Origin of the sequence: Litorimonas cladophorae, from assembly GCF_014652455.1 — a bacterium.
Classification (GTDB): domain Bacteria; phylum Pseudomonadota; class Alphaproteobacteria; order Caulobacterales; family Maricaulaceae; genus Litorimonas; species Litorimonas cladophorae.
On record NZ_BMYV01000001.1, the window covers coordinates 957,828 to 974,790 of the forward strand.

Sequence of the window (16,963 nt, forward strand, 5' to 3'; positions counted from 1 at the left end):
GAACAGACCTTCAGGACATATTCTCATGAAATTCTTTATCGATAGCGCAGACCTCGACGCCATTGCCGAACTTGCAGACATCGGCCTTGTCGACGGCGTCACCACTAATCCGTCAATTATCGCAAAATCAGGCCGCGACTTCAAAGAAGTCATCGCCGAAATCTGTAAACTCACACCAGGTCATGTGTCTGCAGAAGTTATCGCAACAAAAGCTGAAGACATGTTGGCCGAGGGCCGTGAGTTGAGGAAAATTGCTGACAATGTCTGCGTGAAGCTACCACTCACCATGGAAGGCCTCAAAGCCTGCAACCAAATGACGAAAGAAGAAATTCCGACGAATGTCACGCTTTGCTTCTCTCCAAATCAAGCGCTGTTGGCCGCCAAAGTTGGGGCGACTTATATTTCGCCCTTTATCGGGCGCTTGGACGACATCACTTTGGACGGTCTTGAGCTGATCGAAGACATCCGTACAATTTATGATAATTATGGCTTCGAGACTGAAATTCTCGCCGCATCGATTCGCAATGTAAACCACGTGAAAGACTGCGCTTTAGTCGGCGCGGATGTGATTACGGCCCCACCTGCTGTTGTAAAATCCTTAGCGAACCACATCCTGACAGATAAAGGCTTGGAAGGTTTCATGAAAGACTGGAACGCGACAGGCCAATCGATTCTGTAAACGGCTTTTCTATACTAAACGCGGTCGCCGTCTGCGCGGCCGCGCCACAATCCGGAACCAAAGCAACCCTACGCCGCTCAAGGCGAACAGTAAGGCGGCGCCACTCGCAAGGCGCAGCCACCAACTGTTGAAATTGTCGTCCCCCGTCACATCCATTATGTGAAATTTCCAAGCCAGATCGAAGACCCGCCAGAGACGCGTCCTTACGCTGCGAACTTCGGCGGTATCTGGATCCAAATACAGGCGAGTTTTGGCCGCATCATCAAATTTGGCCTGCCAAACAGGTAATGGGCCACGATAGTCTTTTGGCGCAATATCGAGCTGTCGAATGTCCAGTAATTTGCCCTCACCTCTATAGGTACTTAAAGCCACCTGTCGAACATCCGAATGGCCCACACCATCCCAGTTGAGTCCCGTTCGCGCGTCCAACATAATCGTGCCGTTATCGCCCAATAAAATATAAGCGGGCCGTCCAGCAATATTGGCCAATCGTGCGCCTGTTAACGCCCCATCATAGGCCGTCATCGCAATTTCAATCGGAATGAGGTCGGTGTCTGTTAACGAAAAGACCTGCTTTTCAACCAAATGCTGCCCACGGACTTGATCAATCGGAAAAAGGGTCATGAAAAACCCAGATCCGAACCAAAAAATAATTTGAAGCGAGAGGACCAATCCAGCCCATTTATGAATGCGAGTGAGATATTTGTTCAAGACACGTGACATATCGATGAATTAGCCCATGAAAATTAACGGTCAAGACGACAAGGCTGAACAGTTTAAAGCTTTCCTAACCCTAATCGTGCCATTTTGAGGGCCAAACCTATTCTTGTCCGGGCTGACAGATATGAAAATGAAATTACACTTCCTAACCGCCGCCATTCTTCTGACGGGCTGCTCCTCTGTTTCCGAGAGCATTCCGACGGTAAAAATCGAGAAACGGCAATCGAAATCAAATGTACAAAACGCGAGTTACATGGTGAATTCGGCGCCTAACGAAGCCGCCATGATCTGTGAAACGGACGACATGCGCGCCAACGTCATTGATCAAGATTCCACCAATGATGAGGTCCGCGTCATGGTCGTTCAAGACGGCGATAATGAAACTCGTGTATTATCAGAGGTAGAAGTTGATTGTAGAGACTATTACCTTCGCAAATCCCTCACCCCGTCGACCCCGAAGGTTGTTCGTACAGCGTCCCCGCGCGTCAGACGCGAAGATACGCCCGCGCCAACACGATCGGTGAAAAGAGATAGCCGTTACACTTATATCGTTCAGCGCGGCGACACCGTCTGGGATATTGCGCGCGAACACTGCACCACCGTAAAAGATATATCTCGGCTAAATGGCTTAGGACGCGCGAATGTCATCGATGTGGGACAAAGATTGAAATTGCCCGATGCAGATTGCGACTAGAGTTACCCGAAAGCTCAAAAACAAAAAACCCGGCGATTAAGCCGGGTTTTTCTTTGGAACTTTGGTTTTGAGAATGGCTATTTCACGACCTTGAGAAGTCCAGCATCTTCATTTCTGGCAACGGGTGCATAATCACGCTTTGGCGCTGGCGCGGAATTGAGTTGCGCATAATTTTCGAGTTTTTGCGATTGCACGCGATTGACCTGACGAAGCGTGTCTAAGTCTTTCATCGCGTCGACAAATTTCGCGTGGAGGCTTTCGAACTCTGACTTCGCTTGCCCTAGCGCCCGTGATTGGCGGGCCTCAGCTTCCGCTTGATTACGCAATCTTTGCTCATTGACCGCATTGCGTTCGCGTTCGGTCTCGAGCGCCTGGCGAAGCCCAGCTGTCTCTTCGTCAAAATGGCTGCCCATGGTATCTTTAATACGGAGCTGCGTCGTCAGCTGCTCGATCTGTGTTTTCAAAGCTAGAATTTCGTCGGCACGTCGCTTTAGTGTATCTTCAAACAGTGTTTTTTGGCTCGATTGCTCATATTCCGTAGATTGCAGACGCGTGCTTGTCGCGACGAATTGCTCTTTTACAGCATGATGATCCAGGCGCAAATCGCGCAGAGCCGAAAGGGAGGCGTCAGCGGCTTTCGTTTTCTCATCCAAACGCGCCGTCAACTCTTCGACAGCATTTTCAAGTTCACGCGCTTTGTGAGCGTAAGAGGAAACTGCGCCTTTGGCTTGTGCGAGTTCTTCTTGCAAACGCTGCTGTGTAAGAGCCAAGTCTTCCAAACGGTCTGTTCTCTGACCGAGTTCACGCGTCAGAACTTCTGAGTCCCGACGCAGTTTTATTTCAGTTTCACGCAAACCAGTTTCACGTTCAGTTCGCGCAGAAATTTCTGATTTGGCGCTTTCCAATTCATTACGCAACTTGTCGCGTTCCTTTTGGACGTTCGCCAACTTGGCCGATTGTTCTTCCGCCCAAGCGCGTTTTTTATCCAGATCCCCGCGGAGAGTTTTCACGTCAGCTTCTAAGCGTTCAGTCTCAGCTTGCAAGCGTGTCGCCTGACGCACATTGGCGTCCATCTTACCCATCGCCTTCGTCAATGAATTTAGGCGTTTTGCCGCAATATCTTGCTGTTCCGCTCCTGTCTTCAGAGCCGCCGTTATGGCTTCAACGACATCCTGCGTTGCCTTTACATCATCCGCATCAAATTGCGGCGCATCCTTTTTGAACAAACGCATTGTACCCACCCTATTTTACAATCTCCCGAATCGCCCATCCCGAACGACTCCACATAATGTTTTGGTAACCATGTCGTGGTTAACCATGTCTTAAATGCAGACAGGATTGTTAATCATTTTGGCCGCAGGTCTTTGTGCCGTCATCTCTGGGCTCTTCGGTATGGCGGGCGGACTTGTCTTCATGGGCATCATCGCAAGTTTGATGTCCGTCAGCGCAGCTATGGTCGTTCATGGGGTCGTGCAGTCCGTTTCCAACGGGTCAAGGTCAACTATCCTTCGGGAGTATATTCGGTGGGATATCTTGGGATGGCAGCTATTGGGCGCCTTGCCGGCAATCGCCCTAATGATTTGGGCCGCTTTTACGCCAGATAAGGCGCAGCTATTTCTCGCGCTTGGCCTCATTCCCCTTTTACTCTGGTTGCCCCGCAAATTGTTAGCGGGCGACGCTGAAAAACCTGCCCACGCGGTTCTATGCGGCGCAATGGTCATGGGACTAAACTTAAGCGCGGGTGTGGCGGGGCCTGCGCTGGATTTCTTCTATGTAAAAACGACGCTCACGCGCAAAGCCATTGTAGCGACCAAAGCAGTAACAATGTTTGCCAGTCACCTGGTGAAGATCGCATATTTCGGGATCCCGCTTTTGAAACTATCGGGCGTCAACGACCTGCCCCCAATCTGGGTTTTGATAATCGCAATGCCTGTGGTCGTTTTAGGCACGAAACTAGGAACCCTGCTTCTGGAGCGGTTCTCTGATATCGGCTTTCGGAAGTATACGCGAATACTCGTGACGATTATCGGCGCTATTTATGTCTGGCGCGGCTTGGTCCTACTCGATTTCATATAGAGCGCGATACCGACAAAGGTCACCAGCGTTCCAACGGCGTCCCATAGTCCGAAAGGTTCGCCAAGCACCACGATGGCTGCAATAATCGTCGCCAAAGGACCAAACATCCCCAATATCGCCACCCGTTGGGCACCAATATGACCCATCGCAATATTCATAAAGAAGCTCGGCAAGAGGGTCGAAAACACAGCAATAATTAGACCGATCCAATAGACGCGTGCTGGCAGGTCAAAGGCATCAACTAGTCCATCTGTCGCAAGTGCGCTGACAACAAAATGTAGGAAAATTGCTGTCGCCGCCCCTAACATGGCCAAACAGGTGAAAAGCGGTGGGCCCATGCGGTCAATAAATTCTTTTGCGATCAATTGGAACAGAGCGAATAACATCGCGCACCCCAATACTAAGCCACTACCAAGCCAGAGGTTCTCACTTTCGGTGATATCTCCACCCAGAAAGACGATCGCGAGCCCTGCATAGGCCAACGCAACAGCTGCAATACCCCATGCAGTGAGCCGTCCACCAAAAAACATGGCTCCAAACAAAATCACAAAGGCAGGGTAGGTAAACAGCAATAGCCGTTCCAACTGCGCCGTGATGTATTGCAGTCCCGTGAAGTCCAAGAGCGTGCAGACATAGTAAGCCAAGATCCCCGCCAGCATTGCCAACCCGATGTGTTTGGCCTTTGGTTTCACCGTTGTGCGCCGCCAAACCCAAAACAGAATGACGAGATAGATGGGAAAGGAGAACCCCAGACGCAGCATCATCAGCGTGATCGGCGGAACCTGTTCAGTTACGCCCTCAGTTGGGAGATATGCCAATTTCACGAAGACTGCCTTCAGCGAATATAAAACTGCAGCGATTACGCCCAAAATTATTCCGACCCATGCCGCGCCGTGAACGGCGCCATCTTCGGACAAAGCGGGCGCGGCTAGGGTTTCACGTAGGTTCGACTTCATTTCTTTCGTCTCGCGCGGAAGAAGGCCTTGAGCATTTCAGACGACTGATCGGCCAATACACCCCCTGTGACGCGTGGGCGGTGATGACAGCTAGCTTGGTCAAAGAACTGGACGCCACTTTCGACAGCGCCGCCTTTGTGGTCAGTTGCCCCGTAAATAACCCGCGCAATTCGAGCATTAGAGATCGCCCCCGCGCACATGGTGCAAGGCTCCAGCGTCACATACAGGCTCATGCCGCCTAATCGGTAGTTGCCAGACTTATAGGCGCCATCACGCAATGCGAGCATTTCGGCGTGCGCCGTTGGGTCACAAATGGAAATCGGCGCATTTCCCGTTCGAGCAACCACCTCACCTGCAGCGTTGACAAGCACTGCGCCCACGGGCACTTCGCCGCGCGCGGCTGCGGCCTTGGCTTCTGCTAACGCTAGCCGCATATAGTGGTTATCATCCATGGTCGCGGGCTTTCACCTGTTGTGCCTCAACCGTCAAGAAAAGCCTGATATGAGCGACTCAAAAAAATCGGCTAAACCGTCCGCAAAAGACGATAAAAAGCCTGACGCACCCAATCTAGAGCGCATCGCGAAATTCTTAGCGCGCGCTGGCATCGCGTCACGCCGAGATTCGGAAAAGCTGGTTGCCGAGGGCCGAATTAAGGTCAATGGCAAGGTCATCGACACACCCGCTACTAAAGTCGGACCCAAAGACAAAGTCGAATATGATGACGCCATTGTTGGCAAAAAAGTCCACACTCGTCTGTGGCGTTATCATAAGCCCGATGGCTTTGTGACGTCGCATAAGGATGAAAAAGGACGGACGACTGTCTTTGATCTTTTACCCAAAGATTTGGGTCGCGTGATTTCTGTTGGACGCTTGGATATTACCTCCGAAGGCTTGCTTTTGCTGACGAATGACGGGGAACTGGCGCGGCACCTCGAGCATCCGTCGACAGGTCTATCCCGCCGCTACCGTGCGCGCTGTTATGGCCACATCACGCAGACAGAACTCGACACGCTCAAAAACGGTATCAAGATCGACGGCATTATGACCTCACCGATCGAAGCGGTCTTAGACAGCACGAATGGGGACAACTCTTGGATCACTGTGACGTTGCGCGAAGGGAAAAACCGTGAAGTCCGCCGCGCGATGGAACATTTGGACCTCAAAGTGAACCGATTGATCCGTGTCAGCTATGGTCCGTTCATGCTGGGCGATCTGCGCAAAGGCCTGACGGAAGAAGTAAAATACTCCGTCATTCAAACGCAGCTGGGTCATTTGATGGACTTCCCGGACCTGCCCGTCCCGAAAACACGCGGACCCAAACGCGGTAGTTTCGCCAGCGCCAAGCGCTTCCAAAACAAACCTGCCGAGTCGAAAACGGCTGAAGAGAAAAAGGCCGAACCAAAAGGGCGAGGAAAATTCGCGAAAAAGCCGAACCGCAAGTCTGGCGTCAAATCGACAGGTAAGCCGGGCGGTAAATTCCAAGGAAAATTCGCCCCTAAAGGTCAAGGACGCGGTAAAAAATGAGAATTGTCTCAGGCTCTCTTCGCGGTCGAAATATTGACACGCCAACGGGCAAAACGACCCGCCCGACCAGTGACCAAACGCGTGAGTCTATTTTCAATATTCTCTCTCACGCTACATGGTCTCCGCCCCTAGAAGGCGCGATCATTGCGGATATTTTCGCGGGCTCGGGCGCACTCGGACTTGAAGGCATTTCACGCGGCGCGGCGTTCTGCCTTTTCGCGGAAATGGAACCCAAAGCGCGCGCTTCAATTCGCAACAATATCAACAAGATGGGGCTAAATGATGTCGCGCGCCTCCACCGCTATGATGCGCGTAAATTGAAAATTGCACCGGGAAACTTACGCGGCCCCTTCACCCATATTTTCATGGACCCACCCTACAATAAAGACCTCTGGAAACCTGTCCTGAGACGTCTTGTTGACCAGAACCTTTTGGCGGAAAACGGCGTCATCATTTTAGAAGAAAGTATCGAAGCCGAAGTCGAACCCCGCGGGTTTGAGGTATTGGCGGATAAGACGTGGGGCGCGGCTAGGGTTTTGTTTTTGAAACCGAGTGCTTGAAAAATCTAAGCTTCAGACAAATACCTCATTTTTGACCAATGTTGACCCCTCACCTCGCAACCATCAAAATGACGGTATGAAAAACATCCTTCGGACACTATTTTTTAGCTGGTGGTTCTTAGCAATTTCTGGAATTTTTTCGGTCTCATATTTCAATTTACAATATGATGCAGGCAGAAACGAAGGCCTTATCTGGTGGGGTACGTTTTTGATCAGCGCCCCTTTCGGAATTATTGGCGAAGGCGTTGGAGAACTTCTTCCCAATTCAATGGGTTTTTTATCTTCCGCTTTCACATTTTTGCTTGGGTCGATATCAATCTATCTTATGTATCGCTTCGCTGCATGGACCGTAGCCAGAAGCAAGGCATCACCGCCGTCCAAATAACCGCTCAATATCCGCCAGTTTCAATTCCACATATGTCGGGCGTCCGTGATTACATTGGCCGCTGTGCGGCGTGTCTTCCATCTGCCTCAAAATTGCATTCATTTCGTCAGCATTGAGACGGCGTCCTGCGCGGACCGAACCGTGACAGGCCATCGTCCCGCAGACATGTTCAAATCGTTCTTTCAGGCTGAGCGCTTCGTCATATTCCGCCAAATCATCAGCCAAATCGCGTAGCAAACCCTGCACATCCATTTCGCCAAGCAACGCTGGCGTTTCGCGTACACAGATCGCGCCGACGCCAAATGGCTCAAGGATTAGTCCCATTTCGGCCAGCTCTTCCGCACGCGATAACACGCGAGCCGCATCAGTTTCGCCCAAATCAACAATATCAGGGATCAGCAGCGTTTGACGGGCCACGCCCTGCCCCCCTTCTTTGGCGCGCGCCATTTTGGCCTTCATCTGCTCATAGACCAGCCGTTCATGCGCGGCGTGTTGATCGACGATAACAATACCATCCCGCGTCTGCGCAACGATGTAGGTTTCATGCAATTGGGCACGGGCTGTCCCGAGTGGAAAGTCTGGTGTCGGCACCGGCGGAATATTGGACGGCGAGAATGGATGCGGCGCGTAAGCTCCCGTGTCGTACCCTTCAGGCGTCTCCTCAACCCGCGCGGACATGCCAGACATACCGTCAATGAGCGGCTGCATCGCAGGGTCGTTGCGATAGGGCGCAAATCCGGGCGGCGGACCGCCACGTTCTTGACTGTAGTAGCGTCCTTGAAGCGCATAATTCGGTTGTTCGGTTTGAATGCGCCCCAACGCATAATCGCTAACCGTTGTGCTGGCGCGATGCCCTGCATCAGCCAGCGCATGACGCAACGCACTCACGATCAAGCCGCGTACAAGGCCCGGATTGCGAAAGCGGACTTCGGTTTTGGCGGGATGCACATTTACGTCAACATGCTCATGCGGGAGATCGACATACAAAGCGACAACAGGATGACGATCCCGCGCGAGAAAGTCTTGATAGGCCCCGCGCACAGCGCCGTGCAAAAGCTTGTCGCGAACAGGCCGCCCATTCACGAAAAGATATTGATGGGCGCTGTTACCGCGTGAAAACGTCGGCAGTCCCGCGAAACCGGTCAGCACGATGCCATCGCGGTCAGCATCCACGGCCACGGCATTTGCTCCGAAATCATCGCCCAAAATCTTCGACAGACGAACCAAACGCCCGTCTTCTGAAAGCGGTATCCCCTTCATGCGCAGCGAGGTTCGCGCGCCATTCGTCAGCGTAAATCCGACATGTGGGTTGGCCATCGCGAGGCGTTTGACGACATCGCTGATCGCCATAGATTCAGATCGCTCGGATTTGAGGAATTTCAAACGCGCGGGCGTCGCGAAGAATAAGTCGCGCACATCGACCCGCGTGCCATGTAATCCAAAACGTGGCGCAGGACGCAGCTCTTGTTTCGCGCCGCCATCGACGCGCAACTCCCATGCGCTGTCATCTGTTTCAGTTTGAGATGTCAGCGACAAACGCGCAACAGAGCCGATTGAAGGCAAGGCTTCGCCTCGAAAGCCCATCGTCTCGATATTCAGCAAGTCCGAATCATCGGGGAGCTTGGAGGTCGCGTGACGTTCGACCGCCAAAAACAAATTGGCCTGGTCCATACCGCTTCCATCGTCGGTGACTGTGATGACCGTTCGGCCGCCATCTTCGTAGCGAATATCAATCTGTGTTGCGCCCGCATCGAGGGCGTTTTCGACAATCTCTTTAATCACGCTTGCGGGGCGCTCAATGACTTCACCCGCCGCAATACGATTGACGGTTTGCGCCGGCAGGCGGCGAATCATGTGAGAAGTGTCGGTCATACGTCCTAAACGTAAAAGCCCGCCTCCCCGATTAATAGGGTGGACGGGCTGATTTACGCATTAAGGCGTTTGGGCCATGCTGTGGCCGAAAATTTAAAGACCTGGAAGCTTTGGGCCACCCGGACGTTTGGAAATTTCTACATCCCCACCACCCGTGGCGGAATTCACGGATTCGACGCGACGGGCTTCTACATCGGGGTCAATCGGCGCAGGATTACCTTGAGCATCAACCACTTGACCATTTTTCCAGAACAAGACCCGGCTCGTGAAGCCTGCAGATTTTCGCTCGACTGAATTGGCGCCGTCTATTTCGAGACGAATTTCAGGGTTGGCACGGTTCACGCCAGCTTTTGCCATCAACGCAAGTTCGCCGCGGCTCGGCTCTGCGTCATCAATATCACCAAGAAGCGCTTCGCGGGCAGTACGCTGTGTGTAATTATTGTCAGCGGAAGACGCACCAAGAGCTGGAGGACGTAAGTTATACTCCGGCGGAATGATCAATGGCGCTTTTGTGAGAATATTGAACTCATTTGGCGCTGATTTTTCCAGACCTAAGGCCCGAGATGTCGACGTGCAGCCCGTTGCAACCAGCGCAGCTGAAGCAAGAGCGGAAAGAAGAAGTGTGGTGCGCATGTGGCAAAACCTCTGAATTGAACTGGTCACGGCTTAGCGCGGGTCGTGCCCCGCGCCAAGTGACCAAAATTTTATTCTACAGCGATGCCCCTAGAACTGGCGCATTCTAAACATGACAACTAGTCTTCGGATTTCGGCGAGTTCGCGGCTTTCTCGCGCCTATCGTTGATGAATGAGGAGACGAATAGCCCGATCACCCCAATAGTGATGTAGCTGTCAGCCACATTGAAAACAAATTTGAACCCGATATCGGAAAAGTCGATCATATCGGTCACCGCTCCAAAGAAAAGGCGATCAATCGCGTTTCCAACAGCGCCCGCGATCACAAGACAAAGCGAAAATTGTCCTAATCGATCTTTTGTTTTCCGCAGGACATAAAGCAAGGCAAGGGTCATCAGGAACGCAAAGACCGTCAAAGCCCAGCGTTTTACTGACGAATCGCCCTGCAAAAGCCCCCAGCTAATTCCGCGATTGCAGAGCAATGAAAGGTCCGCGATCGGCGAAACTTCATGCGTGAGCCGTGGATCCGCTGTTGAACAAATGCTCATCGGAAGATCAAAGAAGCGGGTTGTCGCCCATTTTGAGAGCTGATCCAAGGCCACCAAAACGGCAGGAATCGCTCCTCCCAAGAGAGCAAATCCCGCCCACCCAAGTGGTTTATCGGTTGCGGTCGATTGAGGATTTTCTGCAAGGTTTGTCATATTTGCGCCCATGCCAGAGGAGACTCGTGAAAGCAATTCTTGGCGCCAATATACTATCAGATATGATGAACCCTACCCTGACTGTAAAATAACCATGTTTTCATTGGCCCTCACCTGCCTTTTCGCTAAACCCACAATATGACAGACGCTCGCAATGCGCTTTGCGTCACAAGATAGTCGCCGGGAATAGATAACAATGCGCCATTTTAAGACCCTCGCTCTCCGCAGTACGGCAACCGCCGCCCTGCTTGGCGCGCTTTCCTTTAGCGCTGCGGCTCAAGTCTCCGTCACTGACGATACGTCCGAGCAGATTCTAACCTCGACCGCAGGTGCGAATGGCGCACCGTCTGACGTCACCGTTGACGCGAGCGCCACCGTCACAGTCGATAGTAGTCGCGCAGGTGTTGTTGTCGATTCCGACAATGCGCTAATTCTAGACGGCATCGTCACATCAGATGGTGTGAACGGATCGACGGGTGTGGAGCTGCAAGGCGGTGACAACCGTTCATATACCCAAACCGGGTCGATTAGGCTCATCGAAGATTTCGAACCAACAGATACTGACGATGATCCCTTCACCGACGGCGGTTTCGCGGAAGGTGAAGGCCGCACAGGTATTTTGATCTCAGGGGCCTCCCCGTTTCGTGGGAATGTTGAGCTCGCCAGCACCTCTTCAATCACCGTTGAAGGCAATGATAGCTTCGGTATCAATTTGGCAAACACACCCATGATGACTGAAGGGCTGACCGGCAATCTCCTAACTGAAGGTCAAATCAGCGTGGTGGGCGATCGGTCCATTGGTGCGAATTTGGCGTCTAACGTCATTGGTGACGTCACAAACAACGGCAGCATTACAGCCCGCGGTACAGACTCCCAAGCTTACGCCGTCAGCGGTGATATCCAAGGCGGGTTTGCAACGAGCGGCACGCTCAGCTCATCAGGGTTCAGATTTGCTCAACGCCCTAATTTCAGCGGTAGCGATAATTCCTTCGGTCGAGATGATTTGACCGCAGAAGATCTCGGCAATGCTGGATCAGCCCTCTCGATTTCGGGCGATGTGTCAGGCGGGATTCTGCTCAGCCAACGTTTTGTCGAAACCGTAGATGCTGATGGTAACCTGGTCACAAATGATGAGGGCGAGCAGCTCTTCACACTGGCTAGCACAAGCACAATTTCGCAATTCGGATCGGCCCCTGCTGTTCTGATAAATGGGAATGGCGACCCCATTGCTGTGGGAATCGTAGCTGAGATTACCGACCCCAATGACGCTGACTTTGACGAAAACCTGCAATATGGCTTTATCAATCAAGGGTCAGTCAGTGCCTCTGGCATCTATGATGATTTTGACGCGACCGCCATTTCCGTTGCCAACGTCACCTTTGAGGGCGGCATCCGAAACTCGGGCAATTTATCAGCGACGACATTCCGCGCACCGAATGCGACTGATTTGACAGATGGCGATGGTGTTGCGCGCGTTTTGGTTCTTGGTGATCAGGCAATCGCAGATCGGATCAATAATGCCGGCGTGATGATCGCGAGTGCATCAGAAGCGATAGACGAAATCTATTTTGACAGAGCCAATATTGTCGCCCCTCAATCGCTTTTGGCCATTGGCATTGATATTGGCGAAGGCGCGTCTGTCACAGACCTCATTAACACGGGCGCGATCACAGCGCTTATCACGGGCCGCGACGGTACAGCCGTCGCTATTCGAGATGCGTCTGGGACACTTCGTACGCTGTCCAATACAGGTGCGATCGCAGCTCTTGGAACATCATCTGACACCTTGGGTGTAGAAGAAACAAGTTTTGATCTCATTGCTATCGACCTGAGTGCAGCTACCGTTGGTGCAACTCTCACACAATCCCAAAACCCCGATGTGACATCGGCCCCTCTTATTCGCGGCGACCTGCGTTTCGGATCGGGCGACGATAGCTTGATCGCGAGCGCGGGCTCCATAACAGGCGACGTCGATTTTGGTGGTGGTGCTGATACGCTAACACTGTCTGGTGGCACGGTATTTACAGGTGCTATTCAAAACACGGATAGTCTCGCATTATCCGTCACAGGCGGATCGACGCTAGCGCTGGGAAGTGCAGATGAGATACAAGTCAGCAGCGCCCTTATCGATAGCACCTCCGTTTTCCGTCCGGTGATCAATGGCGCGACAGGCACGGCCTCGACACTGACATCTACGGGCGACATCACTTTCGAAGCAGGATCGACCATCAATCCGATCCTAAATTCGATCGTCGGGACAAATACTTTATCCTACACCTTGGCGAATGCGGGCAATCTCACGATTGGCGACCTAACATCGTTGGGCGCAGGCGACTCACCGTTCCTTTATCGAACGAGTTTAGGTTTGGCAGACGACAACACACTGGTCGTGACCTTGGATCTGCGGAATCCGACTGAGTCTATTGAGGCCGGAGGATTGGGCTTGGATCAAGTCCAAGCCGCGGCCTTTGGTCAAGTTGTTGATGGCGTATTCCAAAACGGCGCTGTAATGGAAGCCCTTGCCAGCACTGCGACGCTGGGTAACGCATTTTCGAACATCACGGATGCAAATGATTTTTACGCGGCGTATAATCAAATTTTGCCTGAATTCTCAGGCGCAGCGCATCAATTTGTTCTCGCTAATGTGGACGGGGCCGTCGGCGCAGTTGGTAACCACTTAGACGCCACACGACGATCCCCTGACAAACCAGGCGGGGCATGGATTCAAGAATTTTTCTACTTTGCAGACCGCGAACGCGCTGGAAATTCAGAACAATATCGCGGGACGGGTTTCGGCTTCGCAGGCGGGATCGACACATCGTTCGGCCCGTTCCACGCCGTCGGCGTTAATGCAGGATTTGCGAGCACAGAGGTTGAAGATGTGGTCGGAATCGATGATCCATTGGACGTCAAAACTTACCAACTTGGCGCCTATGCTGGATATGAAAGCAACGGGTTTAATTTCGATGTCTTTGGTGGCGTCGGCCACAATGAATTCGAGCAAAACCGTCGTGTCATCGTCGGCGACTTCGGCGGCGTTGCGAATGCAGATTGGAGCGGGCTGCACGCAAATGGCGCGGTCCGCGCAGGATATACGCTACCCATAAGCGAAAAATTCTGGGCCCGTCCAAGCCTGTCCGTAGACTACCTTTATTTGAATGAATATGGTCACACCGACAGCGGAACACAGGGCATTCGCCTTCGTGTTGACGGTCGCCGGACCGAGACGGCTGCTGCAACAGCGATGCTGAACGTTGGCGCAAAGTTCCAAGGTAAACGTACTTGGCTCCGACCTTCTGTTCGGGTGGGCTATCGGAATGAATTTATCTCTGATCCGACGGAGACATCCTTCCGGTTTACGGGACTGCAAAATGCTGACGGAGAGTTATTTGACTCAGAATTGGCGCGTTTGAGAGCTTTCGCAATGCCAGATCAAGGCATTATCCTCGGCTTTACAATGGCCGCAGGCTCGCAATACTCATCTATCGGCTTTGACTTTGATAGTGACATCCGAGATGGCTTTATCCGACATACGGGCCGTGTCGTCATTCGTTTGCTCTTCTAGGACATTAATGCCCGCAGCTTTTTCCAATGAAGCGCTGCGGCAAAACCCCTATTTGAGTGACCTTGCAGAGCGCTTCCCTAATTCCGAAACCTTAGAGGGCCTGCATTCCCGCTTAGCAACCGCTGAGGCAGAGGACCTGCCCCAGATCAAAGGGCAATTTTCTTTAGGATTTGCCCGCACCCACTTTCAAGATTTTGACGATATGGGGCGAACGTGGACGGTTTTCGCCGATGCCACTATTGATCGCGCGTTGCAGTTAGCTTGGCAAATCGTGGGCAAACGCCACAAGTTGGTGTTACCCGAAACGAGTGTGCCCGGATTATTTATTTTAGGACTTGGGAAGCTCGGAGGCTTTGATCTCAACTTCTCGTCCGACATTGACCTGATTGCGTTTTATGATGCCGAAACCCTGCCCGTACCAGCGCATAAGGGGCAGGCTTACATTGCATCGGAAGTTTGCAAACGCCTGACGCAAATTCTCCAACCGCGAAATGCGCCCGATTTTGTTTGGCGTGTGGACTGGAGGTTACGGCCCGAAAGTTCAGGGACAGGCTTAGCTATAAGTTCTGCCAAAGCAGAGACTTTCTACTTTTTCCGCTCACTGCCCTGGCATCGTCTGGCGCTTATGAAGGCGCGGGTCGTCGCGGGAGATGTGGAGGCGGGTCAAGCGCTCTTAAATCGTTTGGAACCGTTTATCTGGCGTCGAAATTTGGATTTCACGACTTTGGATGAACTTGCTGCGCTGAAGACGCGGATCAACAATGAGCACCCCGGTCTGGAAACAGAACGCGCGGCGCCCGACCCGATTACAGACGCCGCAGTGGGCTTCAATTTAAAACTAGGTCGCGGTGGGATTCGCGAGATAGAATTTATCGCAAATGCACAACAGCTTATCCATGGCGGTAAACGCCCGGATTTGCGGGTCACGAACACTCGCGCGGCCCTGTCAAACTTGGCCCAAACTGAACTAATCACACAACAGGATGCGGATGAACTGCGGGCGCACTACGCCTATTTCCGCAAGGTGGAAAATGCGGTCCAAATGTTTAGAAATGAGCAGACACACATTATTCCAGACGGTGATGCAAACGTCGCAATGCGCGCGTTAATCGGGGATCCCGAAAATTTCGACAAAGAAATTTCGACGCGGCGGCAAGAAGTTCACGCTCGGTTCTCAACACTGTTTAGAGACAATGCCCAAACGGAAAAAACGACCAACCTCTCGACTCTAGACGAGCACGCGACACTGATTGCGCGCAGTTGGACTCGCGGATTCCAGGACCATGGCGTCCCTGCGACGTCGCGGCATAAATATCAGGAGCTGGGTCACAATTTGGTGGCTCGTGTCCAGCGTTTAGATCGCCCTGACGCTTTTGAACGGATCGACAGCTTCCTCAAACAACTGGGTCGTTCCGAGCAATATTTCGCGTTGCTGTCTCGACATCCAGACCTATTGGACAAATTGGTGAGCCCCCTCCTCCACAGTCCACATATGAGCGAGATTTTGGCGCAATCTCCCCATATCATCGATATTTTCTTATCGCCCGAAGACTCCGAATTGCGAGAGCAATCCGAATTTGTGTTGACGTCGCCCGACTACGAACATCGATTGGAGGCGTTGCGTCGTTTTGTGAACGAGCAACTTTTTCTAAATTACACGCATTTTCTTGACGGAAAAACGACGGCGAGAGGGCTGCAACAAAAACTAACCGACATCGCCGAAGAAACTTTAACGCTATCGCTCCGAATTGTCGCTGATGACTTAGAGGTGGAGTCCATCCCGATGACCATTTTGGGACTCGGGAAAATGGGCACCCGCGCAATGGGGCCGAAAAGCGACCTGGACCTGATTTTCCTATTTGCCGACGACTGTGACCCTGATTTGGCCGCCAAAGCTGTTCGCCGAATGCGCACGACCTTGACCACCAAATTGCGAGAAGGAATCGCATATGAGCTAGATACGCGGCTTCGCCCGTCTGGGCGCTCAGGCCCCCCGGCTGTAAAACTTTCTGCCTTTCATGACCATCACATGAACCGCGCCCATAGTTGGGAGCACATCGCGTTGGCCCCTGCGCGTATTGTTGGAGGCGACGAAGTTCTCGGGTCGAAAGTCATGGCCATCAAGAAAGAAATTTTGACACGCCCTAGAGACACGGCTGCCTTTAAAGCTGACGCTTACGTTATGTTTCAACGCTTAGCCGAAGAACGCCTTAAGGAAACGCCGCCCGACATCTGGCGAACCAAGCTACGCCGTGGCGGCTTAATGGAAGCCGACTACATACATGCATGTTTCGACGTTTTGGCCGTCAAACCTCCGACCGAATTGGCTCCAATCATGGAGAATTGGAACGAATCTATTATCTGGGAACGACTGCTGGGACTGACGGGAAAACCCGTCTCAGAAACGCCCGCCCGTTTTGCGCAAAAAATTTCGATCGAAACATTGCCCCAGCTTTGGGCAGAGCAGGACAAGATGATTAAAGAACTTACTGCCAAGTTCTTTGCCGATCAAAAAATGTCTAAATCTCCAGCACCCGGGCCCGTGATTTGGCGGAAACCTTGACAAAATGTCCTTCTGCTAATCTGCCCCAGATGATT

14 protein-coding genes are annotated in these 16,963 nt (G+C 52.3%); 7 read left to right on the forward strand and 7 right to left on the reverse strand.

The window, feature by feature from the left end:
- Positions 1-25 precede the first annotated feature (25 nt).
- Entirely contained in the window at positions 26-679 is a 654-nt protein-coding gene (gene fsa, locus IE073_RS04665) for a fructose-6-phosphate aldolase (protein ID WP_189581910.1), read from the forward strand.
- A 9-nt stretch (positions 680-688) separates the two neighbouring features.
- On the opposite strand, the gene IE073_RS04670 is transcribed toward fsa, so the two are convergent.
- A complete protein-coding gene (locus IE073_RS04670; protein WP_189581913.1) occupies positions 689-1,402 on the reverse strand; it encodes a PepSY domain-containing protein in 714 nt (237 codons plus the stop codon).
- A 127-nt stretch (positions 1,403-1,529) separates the two neighbouring features.
- Here IE073_RS04670 and IE073_RS04675 point away from each other — a divergent pair, with 127 nt between their 5' ends.
- Positions 1,530-2,093, forward strand: coding sequence for a LysM peptidoglycan-binding domain-containing protein (locus IE073_RS04675; RefSeq protein ID WP_233349820.1), 564 nt, complete (start codon positions 1,530-1,532; stop codon positions 2,091-2,093).
- Between the two features lie 77 nt (positions 2,094-2,170).
- Here IE073_RS04675 and IE073_RS04680 read toward each other — a convergent pair whose 3' ends face one another.
- Positions 2,171-3,325 (reverse strand): coiled-coil domain-containing protein, encoded by a 1,155-nt coding sequence (locus tag IE073_RS04680; RefSeq protein WP_189581920.1) that lies wholly within the window; start codon positions 3,323-3,325, stop codon positions 2,171-2,173.
- A 94-nt stretch (positions 3,326-3,419) separates the two neighbouring features.
- On the opposite strand from IE073_RS04680, the gene IE073_RS04685 reads away from it, so the two are divergent.
- Positions 3,420-4,169: a TSUP family transporter gene (locus IE073_RS04685; protein ID WP_189581923.1), complete on the forward strand. Its 750-nt coding sequence runs from the start codon at positions 3,420-3,422 to the stop codon at positions 4,167-4,169.
- Here IE073_RS04685 and IE073_RS04690 read toward each other — a convergent pair.
- Positions 4,130-5,125 carry a DMT family transporter gene (locus IE073_RS04690; RefSeq protein WP_189581926.1) on the reverse strand — a complete coding sequence of 332 codons (996 nt, stop codon included), beginning with the start codon at positions 5,123-5,125 and terminating at the stop codon, positions 4,130-4,132. The genes IE073_RS04685 and IE073_RS04690 overlap by 40 nt on opposite strands.
- Positions 5,122-5,577 (reverse strand): tRNA adenosine(34) deaminase TadA, encoded by a 456-nt coding sequence (gene tadA, locus IE073_RS04695; protein ID WP_189581929.1) that lies wholly within the window; start codon positions 5,575-5,577, stop codon positions 5,122-5,124. Before tadA ends, IE073_RS04690 begins: the two co-directional genes overlap by 4 nt.
- Before the next feature lie 49 nt (positions 5,578-5,626).
- On the opposite strand from tadA, the gene IE073_RS04700 reads away from it, so the two are divergent.
- Positions 5,627-6,649, forward strand: coding sequence for a pseudouridine synthase (locus tag IE073_RS04700; protein WP_189581932.1), 1,023 nt, complete (start codon positions 5,627-5,629; stop codon positions 6,647-6,649).
- Entirely contained in the window at positions 6,646-7,209 is a 564-nt protein-coding gene (gene rsmD, locus IE073_RS04705; protein WP_189581935.1) for a 16S rRNA (guanine(966)-N(2))-methyltransferase RsmD, read from the forward strand. Before IE073_RS04700 ends, rsmD begins: the two co-directional genes overlap by 4 nt.
- A gap of 367 nt (positions 7,210-7,576) precedes the next feature.
- Here rsmD and mutL read toward each other — a convergent pair whose 3' ends face one another.
- From mutL to lspA, 3 genes are all read right to left on the reverse strand, one after another.
- Entirely contained in the window at positions 7,577-9,466 is a 1,890-nt protein-coding gene (gene mutL / locus IE073_RS04710) for a DNA mismatch repair endonuclease MutL (RefSeq protein ID WP_233349821.1), read from the reverse strand.
- A gap of 93 nt (positions 9,467-9,559) precedes the next feature.
- Positions 9,560-10,099, reverse strand: a complete 540-nt coding sequence (locus IE073_RS04715) for a DUF3035 domain-containing protein (protein ID WP_189581938.1) — start codon at positions 10,097-10,099, stop codon at positions 9,560-9,562.
- 119 nt (positions 10,100-10,218) lie between these two features.
- Positions 10,219-10,800, reverse strand: a complete 582-nt coding sequence (gene lspA, locus IE073_RS04720) for a signal peptidase II (RefSeq protein ID WP_189581941.1) — start codon at positions 10,798-10,800, stop codon at positions 10,219-10,221.
- A 196-nt stretch (positions 10,801-10,996) separates the two neighbouring features.
- On the opposite strand from lspA, the gene IE073_RS04725 reads away from it, so the two are divergent.
- A complete protein-coding gene (locus IE073_RS04725; RefSeq protein ID WP_189581944.1) occupies positions 10,997-14,365 on the forward strand; it encodes an autotransporter family protein in 3,369 nt (1,122 codons plus the stop codon).
- Between the two features lie 7 nt (positions 14,366-14,372).
- Positions 14,373-16,928: a [protein-PII] uridylyltransferase family protein gene (locus tag IE073_RS04730; RefSeq protein WP_189581947.1), complete on the forward strand. Its 2,556-nt coding sequence runs from the start codon at positions 14,373-14,375 to the stop codon at positions 16,926-16,928.
- Positions 16,929-16,963 lie beyond the last annotated feature (35 nt).